This window comes from Pseudomonas sp. (genome assembly GCF_035277045.1).
Taxonomy (GTDB): Bacteria; Pseudomonadota; Gammaproteobacteria; order Pseudomonadales; family Pseudomonadaceae; genus Aquipseudomonas.
Genome location: NZ_DATELE010000206.1, coordinates 1 through 25,082, shown reverse-complemented (window position 1 = coordinate 25,082; position 25,082 = coordinate 1). Strand labels below are relative to the sequence as shown.

The window sequence follows — 25,082 nt, the reverse complement described above, 5'->3', positions numbered from 1 at the left end:
TCGGTTCGACAGGGCCGGAAAGTTTAGCCCAACGAGCAAAAATTCACCATGAAACCCGATTGACCGCATTCAAGCGGCTCTTTATACTCCGCCGCCATAAGCCCTGATGGCGGAATTGGTAGACGCGGCGGATTCAAAATCCGTTTTCGAAAGGAGTGGGAGTTCGAGTCTCCCTCGGGGCACCATCTGCAGTAACTGGTTGTCGAGATCGACGGCCAGGCAACACCTCAAAAGCCCGCGAAAGCGGGCTTTTGCGTTTCTGGGGTTTGCAATCGGTCGCTTCGCTCTGGAAGTTGGCTTGCTCGCGATGAAGGGCAGAGCAATGACCATCGACCACGTCCATCCTGGATGAGATCGAGCAAGAAAAAAATGCTCACCTAAGCCGTAGCCCTGAAGCGGTGGCTCGCGTTCCAGCCACGACTGTCTATGCTTTCCCCTACGTGCCAGCGATCTGCCCCCCAGATCCGTCGTGCTGCCTTGTTAGCCATCCCGTGGAGAGCAAGCCCATGAAACCTGCCCGTTCCCTCCCCTTTGCCGTAGCCCTCGCCTCGATCATGTCCACCGCTGGCTTCACTACACATGCCGCCGATGTGCCGTTGGGCAGTCATGCGATGGAAGGCCGCATGGTCACTCGAGTGCTGGCCGTTGACCCGGAAAACCATCAGGTCACGCTGGAAGACGCGAACCAACGCCCGCTCTCTATCCAGCTCACGGATGAAGCCAAAGCGCTGCACAACCTGAAGGTCGGTGACAAAGTCGATATCCACGTAACCCGCTCGATCGCCTATGTGCTCGACACCCAGGTAGGAGGCGCGCCGGGGATCAGCGACGAATCAATGGCCATTCGCGCCACCAAGGACAATCCTCATCCGGGCGGAGAAGCGGTACGCCGGGTCAAGGTCACGTCGAAGATCACTCATATCGACCTGAAGAAGCATGAGGTGACGTTGCTTCCGCCCGAAGGAAAAGTGATTGTCCTGAAGGTCGAGGATCCCCAGATGCAGGAGCGCATGAAGAAGCTCCAGGTGGGTCAGTCGGTCAACGCCATCTACACCGAAGTCCTGAAGGTCAAGACCTCTCGCTAGCACTGCGGGCTGGGTAGCGGGGACTGTTTTGATATGACCCAAGGCATGGCTGTTACTGCTCCTGATCCAAGGTCACCTCGGTCCAGCTGTCATCCGGATCAAAGCGCTTCATCGACTGCGCCAATGTTTGCGTGCCAGGCCCGAGGTCTTTCTCGAAGACGTGTCCTTCATGACTGATCATGAAACTCATCACCCCGGTGTCATCGTACTGTTCCGGCCAGGCGACCAGTGCGAAACCGCGGATCATCTTGTCACCGATCAGGTAACTGTAGGCACCGCCCGGCGCGGAGGGGCCTTGGCCTTCGAGGATGCGGAAGTGGTATCCATGCCAGTCCTCGCCCGCAACAAGCTTGCCGAACAAGGGCCCCAGCGGGCTGAGCGGGCTGCTATCGCCCTCCTCCCAATAGAGCCCGTCGTGCTTGCCGGGCGCGCTGAATATCTTGCGCGCATATTCGAGGGCGCCGTCACCGTTACGGTCCACTGAGGCGTAGTCCATCTGGGCGTCGTGGTAGGTCAGCACCGATTGCAGCGCGGCGAGTTCATTGCTGCCAATTCGACGCGCGCGGATTTCGGCGCTACCGGCCTTGATATCGAATTGCCAACCGCTCTTGGCTTTTATCATCGGGATTGGCAGTGTCCAGTGGTCACTGCCGACGGCCAGGATCGCTTCGCGGTCGCTGGGTTTTTCAATGGTGTGCTGCTCGCGGTAGAGCTTCAGAAAAGCATCCACGTCGCTGCGTTGCACGCCACCTCGCGGAATGAAACTGCGCCACCCATCGCCCAGAAGTGTTGTGAGGCGGGCCTCGTCGGCGCGTTCCGTGCCCAGTGCCTCGACAAACGCTTGAGCCGCCTTTTCAGGCGTCGCAAAGGCCTGCTGCGCGGTAACGCTGCACGACCACGCCAGCCCAGCGGTCATCGCCACGGCACCGCGCAGCATGCTCGTGATAATCCTTGCGCGAGAATGACTGTTCAACGCCGGCCTCCTCTTTGACGGGCTGGGCCTTGGGCCGGCCGACTGATCTGATGGCCCGCTGATCGAGCGGCACTGGGACGCTGGGCGGATGCCTGGCTGGCACGCCCACGCATCGCTTGGGCGCTGGTCTGGGACGGGGCGCGCGCTCCGGCAAAGGCGTTGTTGCGAGCGCTGCCAGCACTGGCGGACGCTCGTTTTTGCGTGCCTTGGCGCGCCTGCGAAAAGTCTTGGGTACGTTGATTGGTCTGAGCAGTCTGCCGCCTGGGCTGCGGGTTTTCCCGAAGGTCTCTGCCGGCGCCCTGGCGGCTGTCAGATGGCCTCGGCCTGTCCGCACCTGCTTGCGGCCGATTGCCCACCGCGGTGGCGGATTGCGCTTTGCGCGCCTGATCACGGGCCTGGCGATTGCTGGCGGCGGGTCTTTCGATGCCATGCTGGTCCATGGAGGTGCGGGCTTTTTCACGCGCCTGAGCGCGCTGGGCATTGTCTCCCCGATAGGCCTCGCGCTGATTGGCACCGTTGAGCTGCCGGCCATACTGCTCACGGCTGCGGTTGTCTCGATAGGGAACACCATCGCGGTGAACAGCGTTGTGCTGCCACTTGCCCTGGTTGTTGGTGATTTGCGTGTTGCGATTGATGGTGTTGTAGCGGTCGACGTCGATGTCGATGTCGTTATCGCCCCAGTCGCAGTCCCCCCACAGCGAGGCGACAATCGCCACGCCGGTTCCGAATGCCAGTCCAGCCACCAACGCCGATCCAGGGTAATAGGCGGGCGGCGGCGGATAGTACACAGGCGGTGAGGCAGGATAGGCCCAGGTGCCGTAGACGGTTGTCGGGTTATAGCTGGGGACGTACACCACCTGCGGATCGGCGGGCTGGATAACGATGGTGGAGGCGCTGCTGGCCGGAGCCGCGGAGGCTGGTGCGATTGGCGCTGCCGCCTGAACCGTCACGTTCTGGTACTGGTTGCTCTGGAGGTTGCCGGTGTCCTGGGCCTGACGACGCAAGCGTTGCACGCTGCCCATGACATCGTCGGGTTGCGCGAGAAAGGCGTCACCCAGGCGCTGCACCCAAACGTAATCCTGCCCCAACGTCGCCAATACCTGTGGGAATGCGACCAGCGCCTGCACGCTAGGGTCCCAGGGCTGGCTTGCCACTTGCCGAACCGCATCATCACCCTTGGCGTCCGGGTGAGCTTTGGACCAGGTCACCGCCTCGGCGACCTCTCCGGGGTAGGTGGTGGCCATGAGGATCTGCGCCAGCAATGGGTCCGGGAAGAGCGCAATGGGCGCCAGCATCTGGTCCAGCTGTGCCTGACTGAACACAGCCTCTTTGGCCGCTGCCGCGACAGGCGCGGTGTCAGTGGCGTTTGATGGCGTGTCTGCTGACTGTGCCAGGCCAGTAAATCCGCCTAGAAACAGAACAACCGACGCGGCGCAAGCGAATGAAACACGCATTGCCTTAACCCCCATCTGGCTGTGCAGTCTTGGATGACTGGACAAAGGCCAGGATGTGAAAGCAGGACAAATCGGTGCTTCTGGTAATGGTAGCAAAGGGTTTTCAAGCAGGGATCAGAGGAGCGGTTTTCCTGATGGTCCGTAGGGGTGCGAGGGGGAGCGGGGTCGACGTTTGCATTGAAAAGACAGCCGTCATACCGCTAGTCCCGGCGTTACGCCCCTGAATGCGAAGTCAGGCCTTCATCACCGCGACCCTACCTCACGCGTCGCAGGGCCTATGTGGTCCAACCCAGCCTAATCGGATGGTTGACAGGTTGACGCAGATCCATCTCGGCAGTAGCCTAGCATTACTGCCCCCATGACCACCTAGTGAGGTTGAGCATGAAGACCGCCATCGCAGAATCCTCGTCCCACGCCCTTCGGTCGCCGGAGGCTACAAAGGCCTCGCTGATGGAGGCGTTTGGACACTTTCTGGATGAACTCTCACAGCCTCTGCTTTTGAAAATGGTGCAAAACGAGGTAGCAGATAGCTATTTCGAGGCGCTTCGCAGTGCGCTAGCCAAGAGCGACCGCAGAAAGCCAAGCCCTCAGGTTCGAAACCAGATAGCTTTCATGAAAGGCCGTGCCCTGCTGCTCGAGAATATCCAGAAAGCCTACGAGCTTCTTGACTCCAGGACAGTGTGCGAAATCCTCGATATCACACGACAGGCGCTGAATAAAAAACTGCAGAACGGGCAGGTCCTTGCCTACACCGACGGTTCACGCAAGCATTATCCCGCGTTCCAGTTCCGGAAGAATCTGGTTGCTCCGTCGATAGCCAAGCTCATGGACGCATTGGATGTCGATCCAAAAGATGCCACACAGGTTAATGCGCTATTGGGCTTTCTCGCTCAGGCTATGGATTTTTCAAACCCTGGCGAGCCTGAGAATCTCCATCCCAGATATACGCTGCTCGATGACAATGCTGCGTTTGAAATCATCGTTCGTGACTTCAAGCATCGGCTCTCGATGGGCAGGTGACCACGATCCTCATGCAATAGGAACTCGTATGCGGCTCAACAGCTCTCCCACCGTTTCTCCGGTGGACAGCTCCAAATCAATGAGCGGCTGTTTGCTAATGGCGATCAACTGATCAGGCCGCCCCGCGAATAGCACAAGATTGCAGCCCGCCAGGCTGCCCGTTACCGGATAGACCTGTGATGGGTATAAAATACCGTCCACCTGAAGCTCATGCCGCATGACCAAACTGCTTAGCGCGCGGGTGTATGCGTAGCCCTCCGTTCCCTGCCCTCGCGATTCTACAATCGCTTTCAGACGTTCTCCGGAATTACGCGCCAGCTCCGCGGCGTCAACCAGCCTCAGGGTCCGAGCCGTGACAAGCGTATGCAGCGATCTTTCCTCGATCTGCGCCGCAAGAACCGGGCTATTCACTCCGTCGTTTCCATGCTGCAGCGTTTCCGCGACGGCAGTCACATCGCTGCATGCAACGTAGATGACGCCGATCGCCTTGAGTGGATCGCCATAACGTGAGTCGGAATCGGCGTTGTAAAAAACTGGATCTGGGTAGCGGCTTTCTTGAACCCGATAGACGGGTGTCTGTGTCATGAAGGGCTTGGTGGGCAGTCCATATTGTGCTACCGCCTGGCGAAGGTTTTTCTTGAAAATTTCGATCATTATTCTTCTTGTAAGCGCGCGCTTCGAGATGTGGTTGTCGTGGCAACAGGGCCCGCGCGACGATAGCAAAATCGGAGCGTACGCCAGCTACGCAGTCGTACCAGGAAGTGTCTACAAGTGATTTGGAAGCTGGAAACCAGCCCGGACGGACTGGCTCCATTTGTCGTACCCAGGAATTAGCGCTAGCCGTTACGTCCTCGACGCCGGCACCTCACCGCTGCTGGTGCTCGGAGACATCAGCAACCCATGGGCGATATCCTCGAGCAGTGCTTTCGCCATTCCAGTGATCCAATGCGCCGCGGATACCTTGCTTTCGCTCGGCTCGATCGATGCTTCACCGGTGAGCTTATAGGCGCAATGCATCATCAGCAGCGCCTGTTCTATGACGTAATCCCCGTCATGCCCTGGTTCTACGCGGAACAGCCGATGGGACGCTTTCTCTTCCACTCCTTCTCCGAAACTGCCGATACCCCAGGTCTTGGGAACGATTTTGGGCGTGGCTTTCGTGTCGTATCTCATGCGTGGCTCCTTGCGCGATGACTGTGTGTGGACCGGGTCGCGCAGTACCTGCGGCCCACGGTCGATCAGGGTGGACAGGCGGGTCAGTGCTGCATCTGTATCTTGCTCAACGCCAGCTCGACCATGCCCCGGGCACTTTCGATCTCGTGCATTGTGGTCATGGTCATTACCTGGGCAGCGGGCTGGGGCTGCAGCAATACCGTCTGCTGGGCCACGGTCATGGCGCAGACCAGGTATTCGGTTGCCTGGACAAGGATGTCTTCGAGGGAATGGTTGATGGCTTGAAGCGGTGGATCGGGGACGATTTTGAGCATGGTGACTCCCATCATTGGTTGGGCTGCCACAGCCTGCTGTCAAACAATGAGGTGGCAACTGTACGCGGGTTGACAGACCGAGAATGATGGCACTCGGCGCACATGAAGTGCCCCACGTACAGCCGCCATAAAGGAAGTGCACATGTGGTCATCATTAGACGGTCTGTCAAAACCGGCCGCCAGATTTCCGGCGACTCGGCGAGACTAGTTTGCTAATGAGTCCACCGCAACGACTTAAAGGCTGCTAAAGCACGATTCGGAAATATCCTACAAGTAGCAGGCAAATTCTCAACATTTCCAGATTTTTAGCACCAAAAACCGCCAATTTCTGTAGGAAATATCGTCAAGGAAGTTTTCCAAATGTTTCTGCCCCTTCAACGCAGCTCAATACAGCTCAATGCAGCTCATGGATTGAGCTGCGTTGAGCTGTGTTGAGCTGCATTGAGCTACTTTGAGCTGCATTGAGCTATATTGAGCTCAGTCCAGCCAGCCCGGTGCCCCATGCCTCTCCACCACGAAATCCTCAAAGCGCTTTCCGCCTCGGACAAAAAGCCAGAGGGCCTCACCTCGAAAGAGCTCGCCGCGCGTGTCAGCGTGAGCTGGTCCACCCTCAAGCGGCACCTGGATACTCTCATCCGCGCCGGCGACATCGCGCGCGAACGTGATGGCCGCAGCATGCGCTATCGACTCGCAACCCCAGGAGATACCCGACCCTTTGCAGTCACGTTGCCGTCTGCGGAACAACCACAGCTGCCATGGTCCGCCGAAAGCAAGCTCCTGCGCGTCTCCCTCTCCCGTCCATTGGCGATGAGGGAGCCGGTGTCTTACCACCGGGCACTGGTTGATGACTACATCCCAAACCATACCGCCTGGCTTCCGCCCGCACTCGCCGCAACGCTCGAAGCGGAGGGCCGAATGCGCGGCCAGCAAGCAGCGGGCACCTATGCCCGCAAGGTCCTGGAGCCACTCCTCATTGACCTGTCGTGGTCTTCCTCTCGCCTGGAAGGCAACCGGTATTCGCTGCTAGCCACTGAAGAGTTGTTCAAAAGCGGCCAGACCGGGGGGGATGTTGATGCGGTGATGCTGCTGAATCACAAATCAGCCATCGAATTTCTGGTCGACGCGGTGCCGGAGTACGGCTTGACCACGGCCCTGGTGAGCAACCTGCACACTCTGCTGATGGTCGATCTGCTGGCGGACAGCAGCGCGCTGGGCAGTATCCGGCAGACGGTCGTGAACATCAGCGATACGGTCTATATCCCGAGCCAGGTGCCCCTGCTGCTGGAGGAAATGCTCGAGCTGGTCATTGAAAAGGCTCGGCAGACCAAGAGCCCGACCGAAGCGGCGTTTTTCCTGTGGATCAATCTGGCCTATCTGCAGCCATTCGAAGACGGTAACAAGCGGACCAGTCGCCTCTGCGCCAACATTCCTCTCATGCTCTACAACTGCGCTCCGCTGTCGTTTCTGGATGTCTCGCCGCAGGACTACGCGATGGCGATGATGGGTGTGTATGAGCAACGCAACATGGCGATGGCCGTGGACCTGTTCGAGTGGGTCTACAGGCGGTCCATCAAAAAGTATGCAGTGACCCTGGAGTCCATGGGCGTTCCCGATCCGATTCGCCTGCAATTCCGGGAGCTGTTGAACGAGGCCATGGGAAGCATCGTCCGGGACGGGAAAAGCAAAGCTCAGGCAGTCCTGGAGCTCGAGCTTTCCGACTCGCAGCAGTCGGCGTTCAGTCCGTTACTGGACCGGGAGGTGGAGATCCTGAACTTGCATAACTGCGCACGCTATCGCTTGAGCCTGAAACAGGTCGAGAAATGGATCGCGGCAGGCCGGCCTGGTTGAGGGGCGCTTGCTCTAAATCAGCGCTCAGACGATCCTGCAGAATCCCATGGCAAATGATAGTATTTCGCATCAAGGAAGCGTTCATGCGGTTGGGCAATGCCGGGCAAGTACGAGATTCATTACGTCAGAAACGGGCACAAAGAGGTGGCGGTGGTTCAGCGTGATGCCATGGATTCGCTGACAGCCTGGAAAGAAGCGATGTTGCTGACGGGGGGCTGTGCGGGGGCGGTGCTGGGCCTGCAATGCCTGTCCCAGGTCATCGCCAGCGCTGATGCCAGGGGCCTGTCAAAGGTCCGCTGGAACAAGGCCACCCATACCATGGCCTGGTGTGAGCGGTCATGGGAACAACGGGCGCGGTTGAAGGTGCGGTTCGTGGAGTGAGGTGCGACGCAGGATCACGCCTTTCGCGTACCCCTCCCCCGCCACCCACCGGCGCTCAGCCCTGCGCCGGCACCATGTTGATGGTATTGCGTCCCGCATGCTTGGCGGCATAGAGCGCCATGTCCGCGGCGTGCAACCAGCGGTCAGCGTCGGCGAAATGATTGCCATAGGGCGCGATACCGATGCTCAGGCTCAACGACATGTCCGGCAGCGTCGGGTCGCGATACGTCTCGACGGTCTGGCGCAGGCGCTCGAGAATTTCATGCGCTTCGTGCGGGGTGGTGCCGGGCAGCATCACGCAGAACTCATCACCGCCATAACGCGCGACCAGGTCGGTCTTGCGCAGGTGCGAGGCCAGCGTGGTGCCAAGCGTGCGCAGGACGTTGTCACCGACGAGGTGGCCGTACCGGTCGTTGATCTGCTTGAAATGATCGACGTCGATGAGGGCGAGGTTGTTCGGCTGATGGGTGCGGCGACAATGCTCGAACTCGCGCACCAGCAGGTCTTTCCAGGCGCCGTGGTTCGTGAGCCCGGTGAGGCTGTCGGTCTTGCTCAGCCGCGCCAGCGTGCGCTTGTGCTGGGTGAGCAGGACCGTGACCTGGTGGCAGATCAGGCCGATGGCCATGGGATAGATCAGCAGAATCGGCAGGCAGGCCAGCATCTGCGCCTGGGAGGTCTCGGGAAACAGCGGCGGCGCATACAGCCACAGGCACAGGCCGATGCCCACGGCTTGCGCGAACAGGGTTTTGAACAGCATGGGCCAGCCGCCAGCGGCGATCTTGTCCATGGCGATCATCGACAGGATGATAACGCTGGGCAGCGGGTTCAGGCCCATCACGCCGGCCCAGCAACCGCCCGCGAAGCCGTCGATGATCATGTTGCGCTGCTCGGCGCGCAGTGGGTACCCAGACCGCCGGGCAAGCTGATACGCCAGGTGCGGCCAGACAAACCCATGCATGAACAGCAACGCCCAGATCCCCCAGCCTGGCTGCAGCGGCCAGATGCCGACCATCACGCAGAAAAAGCCCAGCCCCGTGCCGACCGCGCGCGGCACGTACATGCGCTTGGCGAAAGTTAGGCCTTTGGTTGTTCGTTCGCTCATTTCGAAAGTCACCGAATCCAATGCTGTCCTGAACGCACCGGACAGTGGCAAGGCGAATGCTGCCTTGTGGTTCGGTGAAGACATCATTGTGCCATCACTGAAATTGGAACTTCAATTCCGCTGGTCGATTGCAGCAGTACGACTCCGAACCCCCTCGCCCCAGACACCTCCTGCAACACCCCCCGATGAAGCGCAGCGAACCTCTTGCCCGGCCCGGCGTCCGAAACCTCATGCTATTCGCCTGGAGGTTGACCCATGAAAGACGCCATCGCCCGCAAGTACCGCCTGGTGGTCAAGACCTTCGGCTATATCGGCTGGTCGCTGTTCTGGCTGCTGATCTGGGATGTGCTGGTCACCGTTGAGTTCATGCTGTTCTTCAATACCGAGTTCACCCTGCCCTTGATGCCGCTGACCCTGCTGGGCTCGGCGCTGGTGGTGCTGGTGAGCTTCCGTAACAGCAGCGCGTACAACCGCTGGTGGGAGGCACGCACGTTGTGGGGGATGCTGGTGAACAGCTCGCGCAGCTATGGGCGCCAGGTGCTGTCGCTGATCGACGATGATCAGGAGGGGGTCAATCCGGTGAAGGCGACCCTGCTGCGCCGGCATATCGCCTATGTGAACTGCCTGGCGGCGCACCTGAAAGGCCGTCCGTGCCCCGATGAGCTGATGGCGTTCATCCCGCCGAACGAATTCGAGCGGCGCAACAACTCCAACAACTTCGCCAACGACATCCTCACCGGCTCCGCGGCCATGCTGAGCCGGGAATACAAGGCGGGTCGACTGGACACCATTCGCCTGGCGCGGCTGGAATCGACCATGGTCGACCTGTCCAACGCCCAAGGCGGCATGGAGCGGATCGCCAATACGCCCCTGCCCTACCCCTACGTGTATTTTCCACGGTTGTTCATCAGCCTGTTCTGCCTGATCGTGCCGGTGGGCCTGGTGGAGACGCTGGGGTGGTTCACGCCGCTGGCCTCGACGGTGGTCGGGTTCATGCTGCTGGCGATCGAGCGCATCGGTACGGACTTGCAGAGCCCGTTCCGCTTTAGCGAGCATCAGATCCAGATGGACACGATCTGCGAGACGATCGAGCGCAACCTGGAGTCGATGCAGCGGGATGCGCAGTGCGAGCGGTTGGTGGTGGGCTGAGAAAGCCTACGCGCGAACGTAGCGCTGGCGCAGGAGGTCGCTCAGGGCATCCACCAGCAGCACCAATACCAGCATCGCGATAATGACCGTGCTGGCCTGGGCTTCCTGGAACAGGCTGAGGGTGGTGTAGAGCATCTGCCCCAACCCTCCGGCACCAACGAAACCCAGCACGCTGGCCATGCGGATGTTGTTCTCCCAACGGTAAAGGCTGTAGGCAAGCAACTGCGGCCAGAGGTTGGGCAAGGTGCCAAAGCAGAAGGCGCTGACCTGGCTGGCGCCCTGCAGGCGCAGGGCTGCCGCAGGCTCGGCCGGGGCATTTTCGAGGGCTTCGGCGAACAGCCGGCCCAGCACGCCCGCCGTGTGCAGCGCCAGCGCCAGGGTACCGGCGTTGGGCCCCAGGCCCGCGGCAAGCACGGTCAAGGCCGCCCACACCAGTTCGGGAATCGCCCGCAGGGCATTGAGCACCAGCCGCGCGGCACCTTGCAGGGGCCAGCCGAAACGCCCGGCGGCGGGCAAGGCTAGCAGCAGACCGAGAGCGATCGCCAGCAAGGTACCCAGGCCGGACATCGCCAGGGTCTCCAGCGCGCCGCGCCAGACCGCGCGCAGATGCCCCGCACTCAGGTCCGGGCTCAGGAACCGCGTGGCGTAGCCACCCATCTGCCCGAGTCCGCCATTGTCGACCAACGCCTCGAGGTCCAGGCTCAGGTAGGCAAACGAGGCGGCGACGGCACCCAGGATGACAAACACCAGCAGCAGGTTGATCAAGCGGTTCATGCCAGCCTCCCGCGGAGCACCCGGCTGAGCTGGTCTGCCAGGAACACCAGCACCAGGAACGCCAGCAGCATGCTGGCGACCTCGGCGCCCGCGAACATGCGCATCGACAGGTCGATCTGCTGCCCCAGGCCGCCCGCGCCGACAAAGCCCATCACCACCGAGGCACGCACGGCGCACTCCCAGCGGTAAACGGTGTAGGACACCAGCTCCGCCCCGGCGCTGGGCAGGATGCCATAGAGAAACCCGCTCAGACGGCTGCCGCCGGCCTGCAGCAGGGCATGGGCCGGGCGCTGGTCGACCGATTCGAAGATTTCGGCGTAGACCTTGCCGAGCATGCCGCTGTAGGTGATGGCGATGGCCAGCACGCCTGCGGTTGGGCCGAGGCCGACCGCACGGACAAACAGCAGCGCCCAGACAATCTCCGGGACACTGCGCAGAAAGATCAACAGGCCGCGCACTGGCAGGCGCGCCGTGCGGGACCAGAATCCGGCCTGTCCGCCACGTGACGCAGCGCCCAGCGACAGCGCGCGGCTGGCCAGCAGGCTGGTGGGCACCGCGATCAGAAAGGCCAGGGCCATGCCCGCGGTGGCCACGGCCAGGGTTTGCAGAGTGCTTTCCAGCAACAGCGCGAGAAAATCGGGATCGTGGGCGGGTGGCCAGAAACCACTGACGAAGTTGCCCATCTGCTCGCGGTTGTCCGCCTGCAGCAGCACCCCAGGATCGAGTTCGCTGAGCCGCACGCCGGGCCACAGCAGGGCCAGGGCCAGAAGGGTCAGCAGCAGGCGCGGCAGCGCGGCGGGGTCACGGGTGTCGCGGCTCAGCATCGAGGAATCTGCACGTGCAACGTGGCTTCGGGCACGGGTGGCGGGACCAGTTGCTCATTGGCGTACAGAGCATCGAGCAAGCCGGCGCTCACGGCCTGGGCCGGGCAGTCGAAGGCCACTTGCCCGTCGCGGATACCGATCACCCGCGGGAAGTGCGCAAGCGCCAGTTCCACGGCGTGCAGGCTGGCCACCAGGGTCACGCCCTGCTCACGCGCGTGGCGGTTGAGCAGCGCCAGGCTGTGGCCTGCCAGCACCGGGTCCATCGCCGACACCGGCTCATCGGCGAGCAGCACCTGCGGCCGCTGGTACAGCGCGCGGGCGATGCCGACGCGCTGCAGCTGTCCGCCGGATAGCTGGCCGCACTGGGCGAACAGCTTGTCGGCCAGGCCCAGGTCCGTCAGCACTTGCCGTGCACCTGGCACATCCAGCGGATACAGCAGGTTGAGCAGCCCGCGCAAGGTACCCCACTGCCCCAGGCGGCCAGCCAGTACCGCGGTCACGACCCGCTGGCGCAAGGGCAGCGGCGGCGCCTGGTGCACCAGCCCTACCCGCGCGCGCAGGCGCTGGCGGGCGCGGGCAGAGAGTCGCCACGGTTGTTCGCCGAGCAGCTCGAGGCTGCCCTCGCTCAGGCGGCTGGCGGTGGCCATCAGGTGCAGCAGGCTCGACTTGCCGGCGCCGGACGGGCCGATGATCGCCACCTGCTCGCCGGCCTCGATGCGCAGGTCCACGCCCTTGAGGGCCTGGACCTGGCCGTGCCGCAAGCCAGCGCCGAGCAGGCGGATGCTCACTTGAGCAGTCCGGCGGCGCGGGCGGCTTCTTCGGTGCCCTGGTAGTTTTCAGGGCGGGTCTCGATGAAGCGGCTGGCGGCCTGCAGATCAAGGATCGCCTTTTGCTCGGGCTTGGCGGGATCGAGGTCGAGGAACGCCTTGCGGATCTTCTCTTTCAGCGCCGGGTCGAGGCTGCCGCGCGCGGTCCAGTTGTAGTCGTAGTAGGTCGGTGTGGTGGCGAACACCTTGACCTTCTGGGTATCGACCTTGCCAGAGGCGACCAGCTTGTCCCAGACGCTGGCGTTGAGCACCCCGGCGTCGACCTTGCCGGCTTGCACCCAGGCAGCGGTGGCATCGTGCGCGCCGGAATAGGAGATGCGCTTGAAGTAGTCCTCGGGCTTGATGTTGTCGTTCTTGAGCATGAAGTAGCGCGGCATCAGGCTGCCCGAGGTGGACGAAATCGAGCCGAAGGCGAAGGTCTTGCCCTTGAGGTCGGCCAGGCTCTTCACGTCCGGGTTGGCGGTGATGAACTTGCTGGTGAACTGCGCATCCTGCTCGCGCTGCACCAGGGGCGTGGCGGTCGGGTCCTTGAGGTGCACCTGGACGAAGGTGAAGCCACCCAGCCAGGCGAGGTCCAGGCGGTTGCTGGCCAGCGATTCGACCACCGCCGGGTAATCCGCCACGGGCACGAACTGCACCTTCATCCCCAGTTGCTGCTCAAGGTAGGCGCCCAGCGGCTTGAACTTGCGCAGCAGCTCGGTCGGCGCTTCGTCGGGAATGGCGCTGACGCGCAGCGTGTCGGCGGCCTGGGCGATGACGGCGGAGCAAGACAGCACGAAGCCGGCGGCGAGCGCCAGGGGACGTTTGAACATGTGGATTCTCCGATTCAATGGCAGGGACAAGGCCGGCCTGTGCCGACAGGATCGAATTATAAGAGCCGTCGGCGTAAAGGCCAGCTTTGCTACAATCGCGCATCACGACTATCCGAGGTGCGTATGAGCGAACCGATCCGTCTGACCCAGTACAGCCATGGCGCCGGTTGCGGCTGCAAGATCTCGCCCAAGGTGCTGGATGTGATCCTCGCCGAGAGCGGTACACAGGCCCTGGACCCAAAGCTGTGGGTCGGCAATGCGTCGCGCGACGATGCGGCTGTCTATGCGCTCGACGACGAGCGCGGCGTGGTTTCGACCACCGACTTCTTCATGCCCATCGTCGATGACCCGTACGACTTCGGCCGCATCGCTGCCACCAACGCGATCAGCGATATCTACGCCATGGGCGGCGACCCGCTGATGGCGATTGCCATTCTGGGCTGGCCGGTGAACGTGCTGCCTCCGGAGATCGCCCGCGAGGTGATTCGTGGCGGCCGCGCGGTATGTGCCGAGGCGGGCATTCCGCTGGCCGGTGGTCACTCGATCGATGCGCCCGAGCCGATCTTCGGCCTGGCCGTGACCGGGGTGGTCAGCAAGCGTCATCTCAAGCGCAACGACACCGCCGTTGCCGGCTGCCGGCTGTACCTGACCAAACCGCTGGGCATCGGCATCCTCACCACCGCCGAGAAGAAATCCAAGCTGCGCGAGCAGGACCAGGGCCTTGCGCGGGACTGGATGTGCACGCTGAACACGCCCGGCAGCCGCTTCGGCAAGCTCGACGGCGTGCTGGCGATGACCGACGTGACCGGTTTTGGCCTGCTGGGCCATCTGGTCGAACTGGCCGAGGGCAGCGGCCTGACCGCGCTCCTGCAGTACGACGCGGTGCCGCGCCTGCCAGGCATCGAATATTACCTGGCCGAGGGCTGCGTGCCCGGCGGCACGCTGCGCAACCATGACAGCTATGGCCACAAGCTCGGCGCCCTGACCGACGACCAGAAGCACCTGCTGTGCGACCCGCAGACCAGTGGTGGCCTGTTGGTGGCCGTAAGCGAACAGGGTGAAGCCGAGTTTCTGGCCGTGGCCGCCGAGCTGGGCCTGTCGCTTGCGCCGATCGGCACCCTGGTCGAGCGACAGAGCCACGCGGTCGAGGTGCTGTGATGCGCGACGACTGCACCGACTACCGCCAGCTGTTTCTCGATGACGTGCCGCTGATGGACATGCGCGCGCCCGTCGAATTCGCCAAGGGGGCCTTCCCCGGGGCGATCAATCTGCCGCTGATGAACGACCAGGAGCGCGAGAAGGTCGGCACCTGCTTCAAGCAGCACGGCCAGGCCGCCGCGATCACCCTGGGCCACCAGCTGGTGCACGGCAGGAGCAAGGAGGTGCGGCTGCACGCCTGGACGGCTTTCGCCAAGGAACATCCGCAGGGCTATCTGTACTGCTTCAGGGGCGGCCTGCGTTCGCAGATCGTCCAGCAGTGGCTCAAGGAGTATGCCGGGATCGAATACCCGCGGGTGATCGGTGGCTACAAGGCGATGCGCAACTTCCTGATCGGCACCACGCTGGAGGCGGTGCAGGCCTGCGATTTCGTGCTGATCGGTGGCCTCACCGGCACCGGCAAGACCGACGTGCTGCAAGAGCTCGACAACGTGCTGGACCTCGAAGGCCATGCCAACCATCGGGGCTCCAGCTTCGGCAAGCGCGCCACCGGCCAGCCGGCGCAGATCAACTTCGAGAACCGCCTGGCGGTCGACATCCTCAAGAAGCGCGCGCGCGGCATCGAGCAGTTCGTGCTCGAGGACGAAGGCCGTATCGTGGGCAGCTGCGCGGTGCCGCTGGAGTTGTACCAAGGCATGAAGCACTACCCGATGGTGTGGCTGGAGGACAGCTTCGGCAACCGGGTCGAGCGTATCCTGCGCGACTATGTGATCAACCTGAGCAGCGAGTTCATTGCCGTGCACGGGCTGGAGGCCGGCCCGCTGCTGTTCGCCGACCGCCTGCGCCAAAGCCTGCTGAATATCCGCAAGCGCCTGGGCGGCGAGCGTCACCAGCGCCTGGCCGAGTTGCTGCAGCAGGCGCTGGACGTCCAGCTGCGCACAGGCGAGGTCGATTTGCACCGCGCCTGGATCGAAGGGTTGCTCAACGAGTATTACGACCCGATGTACGCGTATCAGCGCGAGGCCAACAAGGAGCGCATCGAATTTGCCGGTGACCGGGTGGAGGTGCGCGAGTACCTGCGTGCCCGCGCGAGCCGCCAGCGGCGGCCGGTCAGCGCTCGGGGTTGAGCACCCGCTCGAGCTCGACAGCCCGCTCGCGGCGCATGTCGAGCTCGCACATCGGTCCCTGGATGCGGTCGATGCTGCCGCCCGTCATGCGGCTGTAGAACCCACAATTGCTTTCCCGATACTTGATCCAGCTGCGTTGCGCCTCGCGCAAGCGCTTCTGCGGGGCGCTGTCGAGCGTGGCCATCAGCTGCTTGTAGACTGTGTTCAGGCGCGCGTCCTGCGCTTGGGTTTCGGACTGGATGCAGGTGCTCATGGCCACGGTGCTCGAGGCGTTTTCCATGCAGCGGGTGTAGGACGGTGAGTAGTCCTGGGCATGGGCGTCGAGGGTGAGCGCGGCGGTGGCGGCGAGCAGGTAACGCTTGAGCATTGGAGATTCCTTTCGGGTCGTTGAAGGGCTGAGCCTCAGATCACATCCGGGCTACGAGGCTGCAACTGATAGTCAGGTGGCATCAACGCCTTGCCCGGCTCGAAGCGTAGCGAGGGCATCTGGGTGGCGGCGTAAAGGGCACCGCCCAGAATCACGATCAGCAATCCGTCGTGCCAGCGCCAGCGCGGCATGTCGGCGGCCGCACGCGCCCGCCACCACCACCACCCCTGCCCCATGCAAAACACCAGCATGGAAAGCAGCCAGAGATAAAACCCGGCACCCAGGCTGGTAACGTCCAGAAACGCATAGCTGCGGTTGTCCGGCAAACGATCGATGCCAAGGCTGGTTCCCGCCAGATACAGGGCCATCAGCCCTAGCACCAAGCCCAGCCGCCGGAAACGCCGCCTGCACACCATCGCCAGCGCCAGCAGCGGGTTGGCGAACCACTGGAACAGCCCGAACGGCACACCCCAGGCGCCATAGAGCAGCATCTGCAACGCAGGCATGTGCCCGCCGCCGGTCATTCTGGCGCCGTCAAAGCACAGGCTCAGCAGGTACAACAGCAGGCTGATGGTCAGGTAACGGGCAGGCACTCAAGGCTCCGGGCAATCGGCAAACCCCGACCATACCGCAGCCTTCTCCCGTCACGCCACCTGCACGCCCTCCTCCGGCCAGACCGGCTCGTTGGCCTCCAGCGGCGGCATGCCATAGGCCGCGCGGGCGGCATCGCAGCTGGGGTTGTGCACGCCGTCGACCCAGGACGCTTCGAACTCGCGGCAAGGGCTGGAGCGCTGGCTGTACAACGTGCAGGCCACCTGGCTGCCGATCTCCCCGGACAATCCCACGCACCGGCACGGCTTGCGGTCGGTGCCGATCATCGCCACGCGCGTCGGATTGATCTGCACCACAAGATCATCTGGAACCACGCCTCCGGCAGAGGTGCATTCGCCCCAGAAGAAGGACACACGGAAATACCCGCAGCAGGCGCCGCAGTTCAAACAAGGATTATGTTCGGACATGATTGGGTGGGGAGAGAGAGGAAAGGGAATTATCGTTATTGGAGGGCCATGCCCAGGCCGCTAGTTGTAATGCATGCGCGAGGCGCTGAGAAGAGGGTCGTGAAGAAAAAGATCGGGGGCAGACCGGTGGTCCGGAACTGCCCCGCTGCCGCGGTTACTTCTGGGTCAGGCCGTCGGCCCGGAACATCTGCCGGATGCCGCGGATCGCCTGGCGGATGCGGTCCTGGTTCTCGATCAGGGCGAAGCGCACGTGATCGTCGCCATAGTCACCAAAACCGATGCCGGGCGACACGCACACCTTGGCTTCGGCCAGCATCTTCTTGGCGAACTCCAGAGAACCGAGGTGCGCATAGGCCTCGGGAATCTTTGCCCAGACGTACATCGAGGCTTTGGGATTCTCGACCATCCAGCCCATCTCGTGCAGGCCCTTGACCAGCAGGTTGCGCCGCTGGCGGTACTGCTCGGCGATGTCGCGCACGCACTGCTGGTCGCCTTCGAGCGCCGCGATGGCCGCGACCTGCAGCGGCGTGAAGGTGCCGTAGTCGTGGTAGCTCTTGATGCGTGCCAGGGCGTTGACCAGCTCGGGGTTGCCGACCATGAAGCCGATCCGCCAGCCGGCCATGTTGTAGCTCTTGGACAGGGTGAAGAATTCGACCGCGATGTCCTTGGCGCCCGGCACCTGCATGATCGACGGGGCTTTCCAGCCATCGTAGACGATGTCGGCATAGGCCAGGTCATGCACCACCAGCACGTCGTACTGCTTGGCCAGGGCCACCACGCGCTCGAAGAAGTCGAGTTCGACGCATTGCGCGGTAGGGTTGGACGGAAAGCCCAGGATCATCATCTTCGGCTTGGGGATCGACTCGCGGATCGCCCGTTCCAGCTCGTTGAAGAAATCCACGCCGGGCACCAGCGGCACCGAACGCACCTGGGCGCCGGCGATGACCGCGCCGTAGATGTGGATCGGGTAGCTGGGGTTGGGCACCAGCACGGTGTCGCCCTGGTCGAGCGTGGCGAGCATCAGGTGCGCCAGGCCTTCCTTGGAACCGATGGTGACGATGGCCTCGCTCTCGGGGTCGATGTCGACCTGATAGCGGTCCTGGTACCAGCGCGAGATGGCGCGGCGCAGACGCGGTATACCGCGCGAGGTGGAATAACCGTGGGTGTCTTCACGCTGGGCGACCTGCACCATCTTCTCGACAATGTGCGGCGGCGTGGCGCCGTCGGGGTTGCCCATGCTGAGGTCGATGATGTCTTCGCCACGACGGCGCGCGGCCATCTTGAGTTCGGCGGTGATGTTGAAAACGTAGGGAGGCAGACGATCAATGCGCGCAAAGCGGCGCGGCGAACCTGGGTTGGCCATGTGTTCCTCGAAAGACGTAAGCGCCCGGAACCGTCCGAGCGACGCTGGCCACTGCGGTGGCCGAGGAAGAAGATAGAGGGAAGGTGGATGGGTTGTAAAGGGGGTTTCTGAAGAATGTGTGTTGCCTGCTCCGGCCTCTTCGCTGGCAAGCCAGCTCCCACAAGTACAGCGCACTACCTGTGGGAGCTGGCTTGCCAGCGAAGAGGCCCTTGCTGTCACTGCAAGCCTTACAGGCAAAAAAAAGCCCCGGCAAGCCGGGGCGTTTTTTGGACATCAGGCAACGATCAGCGAGCGTATGTCATCAGCACTTCGCCGGCGGTCTGGCTGTCCACCGACATCATCACGCTCAGGGCAGTGACGGTGAGGATGGAGAAGCCGAATACCTTGCGTGCCCATTTGCTGTCATCTTCAGCCTTGTAGCCACCCCAGGCCATGTACAGCCAGTACAGGCCCATACCGGCGGCAACCGCCAGGTAACCCAGGCCGGCATAGCCGCCCAGGGTCAGCATCAGGGTCGCCAGCAGGAAGGCCAGGATGTACAGCAGGATCTGCTTCTTCGCCGCGAGAATACCGCGGGCCACCGGCAGGACCGGGATCTCGGCGGCGCTGTAGTCGTTGAAGCGGAAGATGGCGATGGCATAGCTGTGCGGCATCTGCCACAGGCTGAACATCACCAGCAAGGTCACCGCGGCCAGGTCGAAGCTGTTGCTCACGGCGCAGTAGCCGATCACCGGAGGCATGGCACCGGACAGGCTGCCGACCAGGGTGCCGTGCACCGATTTGCGCTTCAGCCAGAGGCTGTAGAAACCAACGTAGATGACAAAGCCGATCAGGCCGCACAACGCCGCCAACGGGTTGGCCTTGAAGTACAGCAGACCCAGGCCGGCCACCCCCAGGAGGGTGGCGTAGCCCAGCGCGACAGGGAGCGACATGTCGCCCATGACCATGGCGCGGTTCTTGGTACGTTCCATCTTCTGGTCGATGTCACGGTCGATGCAGTTGTTGAACACGCAACCGGACGCAACCACCAGGGAAGTACCGACAACCACCGCCAGGAACAGGGCGAAGTCGACATGCCCCTGCGCAGCAAGGAAGAATCCGCCTGCCACGGAAAGCACGTTACCGAAAATGATCCCCGGTTTGGTGATTTGGATAAAGTGCCCAACGGACATGCAGTCTTACCTCACTTGGCCATCATCGAAGTATGGATGCTGAACATGATCCACAGCGACAGGCCGACCAGCAGTGCGATGACCATCGCGGTGAACAGGAAGGTCGATACGTTCGAGCGTTGCTCTTTCGAACGGTCCAGGTGCAGGAAGTACACGAGGTGGACGACTACCTGGATCGCGGCCAGCGCGACCACGATCATGATGGTCAGGTCTTTCGGCAGGCTAGGGAACATCACCAGGCCGAACGGGATCGCGGTCAGGATCACCGACAGGACGAAACCGATCATGTACGACTTCACGCTGCCATGATTGGCTTCGTGATGAGTGTCGTGTGCATTGGCCATTACAGAACCCCCAGCAGATAGACGACGGTGAATACGCAGATCCAGACTACGTCCAGGAAGTGCCAGAACAGGCTCAGGCAGCTCATGCGCGTCTTGGAGGTCGCGGTGATGCCGTGCTTGTTGATCTGGTACATCAGGATCGCCATCCAGATCAGGCCGCAGGTCACGTGCAGACCGTGGGTGCCGACCAGGGCGAAGAAGCCCGACAGGAAACCACTGCGCTGCGGGCCGAAGCCAGCCTCGATCAGGTGATGGAACTCGTAGACTTCCATCGCGATGAAGCCGGCACCGAACAGGAAGGTGATCGCCAGCCAGCCGAGGACACCGGCCTTGTTGCCTTTGAACATCTGCAGCATGGCGAAACCGAAGGTGATGCTGGACAGCAGCAGCAGCGCGGTTTCGACAGCCACGAAGGGCAGTTCGAAGATGTCATGACCCGACGGGCCGCCGGCAAAACTGCCGGACAGCACCGCGTAGGTGGCGAAGAGCGACGCAAACAGGATGCAGTCGGTCATCAGGTACAGCCAGAAGCCCAGTACGGTCATCTGGCCCGAGTCGTGGTGGTGATCATCGTGCCCATGGTCGTGACCATGAGCACCAGCGTTGATTACTTGACTGGACATTGATTAAACCCGCTCAAACGATTCGACACGTGCGCCACCGGTAGCGACGCCAGCCAGGCGCAGGGCCTTCTGGTGTTCAGCTTCGATGCGCGCCACTTCCTCGGCCGGAACCATGTAGCCCTGGTCGTCACGAGCAGCGTGGCGAACGAAGACCGCGATGGTTGCTACCAGGCTCGCGCCCACCAGCCACCAGATGTGCCAGATGAAGGCGAAACCGAAGACCGCCAGCAGCAGGCCCATGAACACACCGGTCGAGGTGTTGTTCGGCATGTGGATCGCTTCGTACTTGGCCGGAACCTTGTACGCAACGCCCGCTTCCTTGGCTTCGTGCCAGGCGTCCAGGCCAACTTTCTCAGGCATGGCGGCGAAGTTGTAGAACGGAGGTGGCGACGAAGTCGACCATTCCAGGGTACGGCCGCCCCATGGGTCGCCGGTCACGTCACGGTTCTCGTTGCGATCACGTACCGACACGTACAGCTGGATCAGCTGGCAGGCGATACCGAAGGCAATCAGCACGGCGCCGCAGACGGCTACGTACAGGTAGGGTTCCCACAGCGGGTTATCGGTGTGGTTCAGGCGACGGGTCATGCCCATGAAGCCCAGCGCGTACAGCGGCATGAAGGCCACGTAGAAGCCGGAGATCCAGAACCAGAAGGCAGCCTTGCCCCAACGCTCGTTCAGGGTGAAGCCGAACGCTTTCGGGAACCAGAACGCGAAGCCTGCGATGTAGCCGAATACCGCGCCACCGATGATCACGTTGTGGAAGTGGGCGATCACGAACAGGCTGTTGTGCAGCACGAAGTCAGCACCTGGAACAGCCAGCAGTACGCCGGTCATGCCACCGATCGAGAAGGTGACCATGAAGCCCAGGGTCCAGAGGACTGGCGCGGTGAAGCGCAGGCGGCCCTGGTAGATGGTGAACAGCCAGTTGAACAGCTTCACGCCCGTCGGGATCGAGATCAGCATGGTCGCCAACCCGAAGAAGGTGTTGACGCTGGCGCCAGAACCCATGGTGAAGAAGTGGTGCAGCCACACCGCGAAGCCCAGGATGGCGATCGCACCCGATGCGTAGATCATCGCGTGGTGGCCGAACAGGCGCTTGCTGGTGAAGGTCGAAGTGACTTCCGAGAACACGCCGAACGCCGGCAGGATCAGGATGTACACCTCAGGGTGACCCCATGCCCAGAACAGGTTGACGTACATCATCGGGTTCCCACCAAGCTCGTTGGTGAAGATGTGGAAGTCCAGATAACGGTCAACGGTCAGCAGGGCAAGTGCGGCGGTCAGGATCGGGAACGAAGCGACGATCAGTACGTTGGCCCAGGTGCAGGTCCAGGTGAAGATCGGCATGTCCATCAGCTTCATGCCAGGCGCGCGCATCTTCATCACGGTGACGAGGAAGTTCACGCCGGTAAGCGTCGTACCCAGACCCGATAGCTGTAGCGCCCAGATGTAGTAGTCGACACCGACCCCGGGACTGTATTGCAGGCCCGAAAGAGGCGGATAGGCAACCCAGCCGGTCTTGGCGAACTCGCCGACGCCCAGGGACAGGTTGACCAGGATCACGCCAGCAACCAGCAGCCAGAAGCTCAGGGAGTTCAGGAACGGGAAGGCAACGTCACGGGCACCGATCTGCAGGGGCAGGGCCAGGTTCATCAGGCCGGTGAAGAACGGCATCGCCATGAAGATGATCATGATCACACCGTGGGCGGTGAAGATCTGGTCATAGTGCTCAGGCGGCAGGTAGCCTTCGGAGCCGCCGGTGGCGAGCGCCTGCTGGCTACGCATCATGATGGCGTCGGCAAAACCACGCAGCAGCATGACCATCGCGACGATGATGTACATCACGCCGATTTTCTTGTGGTCAACCGAAGTCAGCCACTCGCTCCACAAGTAGTTCCACTTGCGGAAATAGGTGATACCACCGACAACAGCGATACCACCGAGCGCGATTATGGCAAGTGTCACCATAACTATCGGCTCGTGGAAGGGTATCGCCTCCAGACTTAGTTTACCGAACATCTCTTACTCCTCTGCCCCGGCAGCTGGTTGCTTACTCGAGTCCACACCATCGGTAGTGGCCAGATCCTTGCTGCCTGCTTCTTCGTGGACGACCGGCTTGCCACGGTTCATGCCTTCGTACTTGTCGACGATGGACTGGAACGTGTCGGCTGGTGCCGCGCTGTACAGCGTCACTGGGTTGTTTTCGCTTGGTTTGACCAAAGCTTCGTATTCAGCCTTGCTCAGCGTCTTCGGCGACTGCTTGACTTCGTTTACCCATGCCTCGAAATCGGCCTGGGAAGTGGCAGTGGCCTTGAACTTCATGCCGGTGAAGCCGGCGCCGCTGTAGTTGGCGGAGATACCGTCAAACTCGCCATTTTCGTTGGCGATCAGGTGCAGCTTGGTGGTCATGCCCGCCATCGCGTAGATCTGGCCGCCCAGGCCCGGGATGAAGAACGAGTTCATCACGGCGTCGGAGGTCACGCGGAAGTTGACCGGCGTATTGGCCGGGAAGACGATCTTGTTGACCGTGGCAATGCCCTGCTCCGGGTAGATGAACAGCCATTTCCAGTCCAGCGCGACGACGTCGATCAGCACCGGCTTCACATCGGAATCCAGTGGACGATACGGGTCCAGCGAGTGGGTGGTCTTGTAGGTGACATAGCCCAGGGCGATGATGATCAGCACCGGGATAGCCCATACAGCGGCTTCGATCTTGGTGGAGTGCGACCAGTCCGGGGTGTAGGTGGCTGCCTTGTTGGAAGCACGGTACTTCCAGGCAAATGCCAGGGTCATGATGATGACCGGCACAACCACCAGCAGCATCAGGCCGGTAGCGATCAGGATAAGGTTCTTTTGCTCAATGCCGACCTGGCCCTTCGGGTCGAGCAGGGTCCAGTTGCACCCACTGAGTAAAAGCATGCCTAAAAAGGGCAGAATGCCAAACAGTCTGGGGTAACGCTTTTTACTCATCTCACGACCTCTAGATCAGCTTGCTTCAATGCAATTGGTGTTTTGGTCGCCAACACTTCGTCCTGCCAAGCGTTAGCATTTGGGGCGAATCCACTCCTACCGGGCATCCGACTGCAGGGGGCACGGCATCGAGCGGGTCTTTGATACTGTTGTAGATTTCGAAGGCCAGAGGCCTGATTTCAGACCAAGTCCGTTTGGTGCGAGAAATCGCGGAGGGGTGTCCGCCCGGTATCGCCGTGGGCGATACTTGTCGAAGTCAGCAAAAAAGAGCCTTGGCCCTCTTTAATCCTGCGACTCGCAAGCAGTGCCGAACGGAAATTGGGGGCGATTGTAGATAGGTCGCAAACCCTTGACTATGACTTATTGAGCAACAGTCCTTTACAAGATATGTAACAATGCTGCTCAAAAAATCAGCTTCGCGACAGTTTGTCGCACCCTCGCGGATTGGCTTTTAGCCCGTTCACCGCAAGGGGTTGCGCTCGATGAGGGGGTACCTGGCAGCGACTTTCGACCGCCGCTTGGGCAGACGATGGACTTGCACCCGATCAGGACTTTGGTCTAGGCCCTGCGGCGGTTTCGGTAGATGCCGAAAGGCACCAGAACGGCCGTCAGGACAAACGCTGCCAGTGCCCATTGCGCCAGGGAAAGACCCAGGATCGGCGGATAGGGCGTGGAGCAGAAGCCATCGACCTGGAAGGCCAGCGGCCAGATCCGCGCCAGGGGCAGGTCGTCGACAATCGGCTGCAGGGTGTCGATGCCACAACTGACTGCGGGGTTGGCGAGTATATACACATGGTTGCCGGCCGCAACGATTCCGCCAACCGCGCTGAGCACGACCAGGCCTTCGAACAGTGTCAGGCTGCGCTGGCCGGGCATGGCCGCGCCAATGAACGCGAACACGGCGATCAGCAGCAAGGCGTAGCGCTGCAGGATGCACAACGGGCACGGCGCCTCGCCGAGCACGATCTGCATATAGAGCGCTCCGCCGATCAGGGCGAGACAGATCACGCCCAGCAGCACGAGAAAGCGCCTTTCCCGATTCAGGCGGGATGTTTGTTCGATCATTGCCGTTTCCTTCGATGGATAGTGGTGCGCCAGGTGATGGCATTGCCCCTGGGCGGGACTATCCGCAGGTCTCAGACCTGACTGCCCCGCACCGGTTCAACGCCCGGGGCAGAAAAATGCGGGGTCGCCGCACAG

The 25,082-nt window shown here is 61.9% G+C and carries 27 protein-coding genes and 1 tRNA gene; 8 read left to right on the top strand and 20 right to left on the bottom strand.

Features of this window, described 5'->3' with window-relative positions; translation table 11 throughout:
• Nucleotides 1-100 precede the first annotated feature (100 nt).
• Together VJS90_RS11650 and VJS90_RS11645 are read left to right on the top strand one after the other, a co-directional pair.
• A tRNA-Leu gene (locus VJS90_RS11650) sits at nucleotides 101-185 on the top strand.
• Nucleotides 186-506: 321 nt separating this feature from the next.
• On the top strand, nucleotides 507-1,085 hold the full coding sequence (locus VJS90_RS11645; RefSeq protein WP_324121806.1) for a hypothetical protein: 579 nt from the start codon (nucleotides 507-509) through the stop codon (nucleotides 1,083-1,085).
• 52 nt (nucleotides 1,086-1,137) lie between these two features.
• On the opposite strand, the gene VJS90_RS11640 is transcribed toward VJS90_RS11645, so the two are convergent.
• A complete protein-coding gene (locus VJS90_RS11640; RefSeq protein ID WP_324121805.1) occupies nucleotides 1,138-2,022 on the bottom strand; it encodes a DUF2950 domain-containing protein in 885 nt (294 codons plus the stop codon).
• 32 nt (nucleotides 2,023-2,054) lie between these two features.
• Nucleotides 2,055-3,512, bottom strand: a complete 1,458-nt coding sequence (locus tag VJS90_RS11635; RefSeq protein ID WP_324121804.1) for a DUF3300 domain-containing protein — start codon at nucleotides 3,510-3,512, stop codon at nucleotides 2,055-2,057.
• A 381-nt stretch (nucleotides 3,513-3,893) separates the two neighbouring features.
• Between VJS90_RS11635 and VJS90_RS11630 the strand changes: the two genes are divergently transcribed.
• Nucleotides 3,894-4,532, top strand: a complete 639-nt coding sequence (locus VJS90_RS11630) for a hypothetical protein (RefSeq protein ID WP_324121803.1) — start codon at nucleotides 3,894-3,896, stop codon at nucleotides 4,530-4,532.
• Between the two features lie 9 nt (nucleotides 4,533-4,541).
• Here the strand turns inward: VJS90_RS11630 and VJS90_RS11625 are convergent, their stop codons facing one another.
• The 3 genes from VJS90_RS11625 to VJS90_RS11615 all read right to left on the bottom strand — a co-directional run bounded on the left by VJS90_RS11625 (nucleotide 4,542) and on the right by VJS90_RS11615 (nucleotide 6,019).
• Nucleotides 4,542-5,186 (bottom strand): RES family NAD+ phosphorylase, encoded by a 645-nt coding sequence (locus VJS90_RS11625; RefSeq protein WP_324121802.1) that lies wholly within the window; start codon nucleotides 5,184-5,186, stop codon nucleotides 4,542-4,544.
• Nucleotides 5,187-5,375: 189 nt separating this feature from the next.
• A complete protein-coding gene (locus tag VJS90_RS11620; protein ID WP_324121801.1) occupies nucleotides 5,376-5,705 on the bottom strand; it encodes a DUF3077 domain-containing protein in 330 nt (109 codons plus the stop codon).
• An 83-nt stretch (nucleotides 5,706-5,788) separates the two neighbouring features.
• Complete coding sequence (locus VJS90_RS11615) at nucleotides 5,789-6,019, bottom strand: hypothetical protein (RefSeq protein ID WP_324121800.1); 231 nt, start codon at nucleotides 6,017-6,019, stop codon at nucleotides 5,789-5,791.
• Nucleotides 6,020-6,520: 501 nt separating this feature from the next.
• Here VJS90_RS11615 and VJS90_RS11610 point away from each other — a divergent pair.
• The gene (locus VJS90_RS11610) at nucleotides 6,521-7,867 is read left to right on the top strand and encodes a Fic family protein (RefSeq protein WP_324121799.1); all 1,347 of its coding nucleotides are present in this window, start codon (nucleotides 6,521-6,523) and stop codon (nucleotides 7,865-7,867) included.
• A 96-nt stretch (nucleotides 7,868-7,963) separates the two neighbouring features.
• Nucleotides 7,964-8,248: a hypothetical protein gene (locus VJS90_RS11605; protein ID WP_324121798.1), complete on the top strand. Its 285-nt coding sequence runs from the start codon at nucleotides 7,964-7,966 to the stop codon at nucleotides 8,246-8,248.
• 55 nt (nucleotides 8,249-8,303) lie between these two features.
• Here VJS90_RS11605 and VJS90_RS11600 read toward each other — a convergent pair whose 3' ends face one another.
• A complete protein-coding gene (locus tag VJS90_RS11600) occupies nucleotides 8,304-9,350 on the bottom strand; it encodes a diguanylate cyclase (protein WP_324121797.1) in 1,047 nt (348 codons plus the stop codon).
• Nucleotides 9,351-9,605: 255 nt separating this feature from the next.
• Between VJS90_RS11600 and VJS90_RS11595 the strand changes: the two genes are divergently transcribed.
• The gene (locus VJS90_RS11595) at nucleotides 9,606-10,499 is read left to right on the top strand and encodes a bestrophin family protein (RefSeq protein WP_324121796.1); all 894 of its coding nucleotides are present in this window, start codon (nucleotides 9,606-9,608) and stop codon (nucleotides 10,497-10,499) included.
• A 6-nt stretch (nucleotides 10,500-10,505) separates the two neighbouring features.
• Here VJS90_RS11595 and phnE read toward each other — a convergent pair whose 3' ends face one another.
• From phnE to VJS90_RS11575, 4 genes are read right to left on the bottom strand one after another with little or no spacing between them, the layout of a single operon-like run.
• Complete coding sequence (gene phnE, locus VJS90_RS11590; RefSeq protein WP_324121795.1) at nucleotides 10,506-11,273, bottom strand: phosphonate ABC transporter, permease protein PhnE; 768 nt, start codon at nucleotides 11,271-11,273, stop codon at nucleotides 10,506-10,508.
• Nucleotides 11,270-12,097, bottom strand: coding sequence for a PhnE/PtxC family ABC transporter permease (locus VJS90_RS11585; RefSeq protein WP_324121794.1), 828 nt, complete (start codon nucleotides 12,095-12,097; stop codon nucleotides 11,270-11,272). The genes phnE and VJS90_RS11585 overlap by 4 nt, the downstream gene beginning before the upstream one ends.
• Entirely contained in the window at nucleotides 12,091-12,885 is a 795-nt protein-coding gene (locus VJS90_RS11580) for a phosphonate ABC transporter ATP-binding protein (RefSeq protein ID WP_324121793.1), read from the bottom strand. Before VJS90_RS11580 ends, VJS90_RS11585 begins: the two co-directional genes overlap by 7 nt.
• Nucleotides 12,882-13,736: a putative selenate ABC transporter substrate-binding protein gene (locus tag VJS90_RS11575; protein WP_324121792.1), complete on the bottom strand. Its 855-nt coding sequence runs from the start codon at nucleotides 13,734-13,736 to the stop codon at nucleotides 12,882-12,884. The genes VJS90_RS11580 and VJS90_RS11575 overlap by 4 nt, the downstream gene beginning before the upstream one ends.
• A gap of 123 nt (nucleotides 13,737-13,859) precedes the next feature.
• On the opposite strand from VJS90_RS11575, the gene selD reads away from it, so the two are divergent.
• Nucleotides 13,860-14,894 carry a selenide, water dikinase SelD gene (selD, locus tag VJS90_RS11570; RefSeq protein ID WP_324121791.1) on the top strand — a complete coding sequence of 345 codons (1,035 nt, stop codon included), beginning with the start codon at nucleotides 13,860-13,862 and terminating at the stop codon, nucleotides 14,892-14,894.
• Complete coding sequence (mnmH, locus tag VJS90_RS11565) at nucleotides 14,894-16,021, top strand: tRNA 2-selenouridine(34) synthase MnmH (protein ID WP_324121790.1); 1,128 nt, start codon at nucleotides 14,894-14,896, stop codon at nucleotides 16,019-16,021. Before selD ends, mnmH begins: the two co-directional genes overlap by 1 nt.
• On the opposite strand, the gene VJS90_RS11560 is transcribed toward mnmH, so the two are convergent.
• The 10 genes from VJS90_RS11560 to VJS90_RS11515 all read right to left on the bottom strand — a co-directional run bounded on the left by VJS90_RS11560 (nucleotide 16,005) and on the right by VJS90_RS11515 (nucleotide 24,947).
• Nucleotides 16,005-16,388, bottom strand: coding sequence for a lysozyme inhibitor LprI family protein (locus tag VJS90_RS11560; RefSeq protein WP_324121789.1), 384 nt, complete (start codon nucleotides 16,386-16,388; stop codon nucleotides 16,005-16,007). The two genes, mnmH and VJS90_RS11560, sit on opposite strands and share 17 nt — an antisense overlap.
• 35 nt (nucleotides 16,389-16,423) lie before the next feature.
• Nucleotides 16,424-16,981, bottom strand: a complete 558-nt coding sequence (locus tag VJS90_RS11555; RefSeq protein ID WP_324121788.1) for a hypothetical protein — start codon at nucleotides 16,979-16,981, stop codon at nucleotides 16,424-16,426.
• Nucleotides 16,982-17,032: 51 nt separating this feature from the next.
• Entirely contained in the window at nucleotides 17,033-17,407 is a 375-nt protein-coding gene (locus VJS90_RS11550) for a YkgJ family cysteine cluster protein (RefSeq protein ID WP_324121787.1), read from the bottom strand.
• A 154-nt stretch (nucleotides 17,408-17,561) separates the two neighbouring features.
• On the bottom strand, nucleotides 17,562-18,770 hold the full coding sequence (alaC, locus tag VJS90_RS11545; protein WP_324121786.1) for an alanine transaminase: 1,209 nt from the start codon (nucleotides 18,768-18,770) through the stop codon (nucleotides 17,562-17,564).
• A gap of 284 nt (nucleotides 18,771-19,054) precedes the next feature.
• On the bottom strand, nucleotides 19,055-19,942 hold the full coding sequence (cyoE, locus tag VJS90_RS11540; protein ID WP_324121785.1) for a heme o synthase: 888 nt from the start codon (nucleotides 19,940-19,942) through the stop codon (nucleotides 19,055-19,057).
• 11 nt (nucleotides 19,943-19,953) lie between these two features.
• A complete protein-coding gene (gene cyoD / locus VJS90_RS11535) occupies nucleotides 19,954-20,286 on the bottom strand; it encodes a cytochrome o ubiquinol oxidase subunit IV (protein WP_324121784.1) in 333 nt (110 codons plus the stop codon).
• On the bottom strand, nucleotides 20,286-20,909 hold the full coding sequence (gene cyoC, locus VJS90_RS11530) for a cytochrome o ubiquinol oxidase subunit III (protein ID WP_324121783.1): 624 nt from the start codon (nucleotides 20,907-20,909) through the stop codon (nucleotides 20,286-20,288). The genes cyoD and cyoC overlap by 1 nt, the downstream gene beginning before the upstream one ends.
• A gap of 3 nt (nucleotides 20,910-20,912) precedes the next feature.
• Nucleotides 20,913-22,931, bottom strand: a complete 2,019-nt coding sequence (cyoB, locus tag VJS90_RS11525; RefSeq protein WP_324121782.1) for a cytochrome o ubiquinol oxidase subunit I — start codon at nucleotides 22,929-22,931, stop codon at nucleotides 20,913-20,915.
• Between the two features lie 3 nt (nucleotides 22,932-22,934).
• Nucleotides 22,935-23,882, bottom strand: coding sequence for a ubiquinol oxidase subunit II (cyoA, locus tag VJS90_RS11520; RefSeq protein WP_324121781.1), 948 nt, complete (start codon nucleotides 23,880-23,882; stop codon nucleotides 22,935-22,937).
• A 558-nt stretch (nucleotides 23,883-24,440) separates the two neighbouring features.
• Nucleotides 24,441-24,947, bottom strand: coding sequence for a disulfide bond formation protein B (locus VJS90_RS11515; RefSeq protein ID WP_324121780.1), 507 nt, complete (start codon nucleotides 24,945-24,947; stop codon nucleotides 24,441-24,443).
• Nucleotides 24,948-25,082 lie beyond the last annotated feature (135 nt).

Bases quoted from the DNA above. Each gene is read 5' to 3' on its own strand.
- VJS90_RS11610 (WP_324121799.1), top strand. From the start codon at position 6,521: ATGCCTCTCCACCACGAAATCCTCAAAGCGCTTTCCGCCTCGGACAAA.
- alaC (WP_324121786.1), bottom strand. From the start codon at position 18,770: ATGGCCAACCCAGGTTCGCCGCGCCGCTTTGCGCGCATTGATCGTCTG.
- cyoE (WP_324121785.1), bottom strand. From the start codon at position 19,942: ATGTCCGTTGGGCACTTTATCCAAATCACCAAACCGGGGATCATTTTC.
- VJS90_RS11620 (WP_324121801.1), bottom strand. From the start codon at position 5,705: ATGAGATACGACACGAAAGCCACGCCCAAAATCGTTCCCAAGACCTGG.
- cyoA (WP_324121781.1), bottom strand. From the start codon at position 23,882: ATGAGTAAAAAGCGTTACCCCAGACTGTTTGGCATTCTGCCCTTTTTA.
- VJS90_RS11645 (WP_324121806.1), top strand. From the start codon at position 507: ATGAAACCTGCCCGTTCCCTCCCCTTTGCCGTAGCCCTCGCCTCGATC.
- VJS90_RS11630 (WP_324121803.1), top strand. From the start codon at position 3,894: ATGAAGACCGCCATCGCAGAATCCTCGTCCCACGCCCTTCGGTCGCCG.
- selD (WP_324121791.1), top strand. From the start codon at position 13,860: ATGAGCGAACCGATCCGTCTGACCCAGTACAGCCATGGCGCCGGTTGC.
- VJS90_RS11640 (WP_324121805.1), bottom strand. From the start codon at position 2,022: ATGCTGCGCGGTGCCGTGGCGATGACCGCTGGGCTGGCGTGGTCGTGC.
- phnE (WP_324121795.1), bottom strand. From the start codon at position 11,273: ATGAACCGCTTGATCAACCTGCTGCTGGTGTTTGTCATCCTGGGTGCC.
- VJS90_RS11515 (WP_324121780.1), bottom strand. From the start codon at position 24,947: ATGATCGAACAAACATCCCGCCTGAATCGGGAAAGGCGCTTTCTCGTG.
- VJS90_RS11575 (WP_324121792.1), bottom strand. From the start codon at position 13,736: ATGTTCAAACGTCCCCTGGCGCTCGCCGCCGGCTTCGTGCTGTCTTGC.
- VJS90_RS11615 (WP_324121800.1), bottom strand. From the start codon at position 6,019: ATGCTCAAAATCGTCCCCGATCCACCGCTTCAAGCCATCAACCATTCC.
- VJS90_RS11600 (WP_324121797.1), bottom strand. From the start codon at position 9,350: ATGAGCGAACGAACAACCAAAGGCCTAACTTTCGCCAAGCGCATGTAC.
- VJS90_RS11635 (WP_324121804.1), bottom strand. From the start codon at position 3,512: ATGCGTGTTTCATTCGCTTGCGCCGCGTCGGTTGTTCTGTTTCTAGGC.
- VJS90_RS11585 (WP_324121794.1), bottom strand. From the start codon at position 12,097: ATGCTGAGCCGCGACACCCGTGACCCCGCCGCGCTGCCGCGCCTGCTG.
- VJS90_RS11625 (WP_324121802.1), bottom strand. From the start codon at position 5,186: ATGATCGAAATTTTCAAGAAAAACCTTCGCCAGGCGGTAGCACAATAT.
- VJS90_RS11550 (WP_324121787.1), bottom strand. From the start codon at position 17,407: ATGTCCGAACATAATCCTTGTTTGAACTGCGGCGCCTGCTGCGGGTAT.
- VJS90_RS11595 (WP_324121796.1), top strand. From the start codon at position 9,606: ATGAAAGACGCCATCGCCCGCAAGTACCGCCTGGTGGTCAAGACCTTC.
- cyoD (WP_324121784.1), bottom strand. From the start codon at position 20,286: ATGGCCAATGCACACGACACTCATCACGAAGCCAATCATGGCAGCGTG.
- VJS90_RS11560 (WP_324121789.1), bottom strand. From the start codon at position 16,388: ATGCTCAAGCGTTACCTGCTCGCCGCCACCGCCGCGCTCACCCTCGAC.
- cyoB (WP_324121782.1), bottom strand. From the start codon at position 22,931: ATGTTCGGTAAACTAAGTCTGGAGGCGATACCCTTCCACGAGCCGATA.
- cyoC (WP_324121783.1), bottom strand. From the start codon at position 20,909: ATGTCCAGTCAAGTAATCAACGCTGGTGCTCATGGTCACGACCATGGG.
- mnmH (WP_324121790.1), top strand. From the start codon at position 14,894: ATGCGCGACGACTGCACCGACTACCGCCAGCTGTTTCTCGATGACGTG.
- VJS90_RS11605 (WP_324121798.1), top strand. From the start codon at position 7,964: ATGCCGGGCAAGTACGAGATTCATTACGTCAGAAACGGGCACAAAGAG.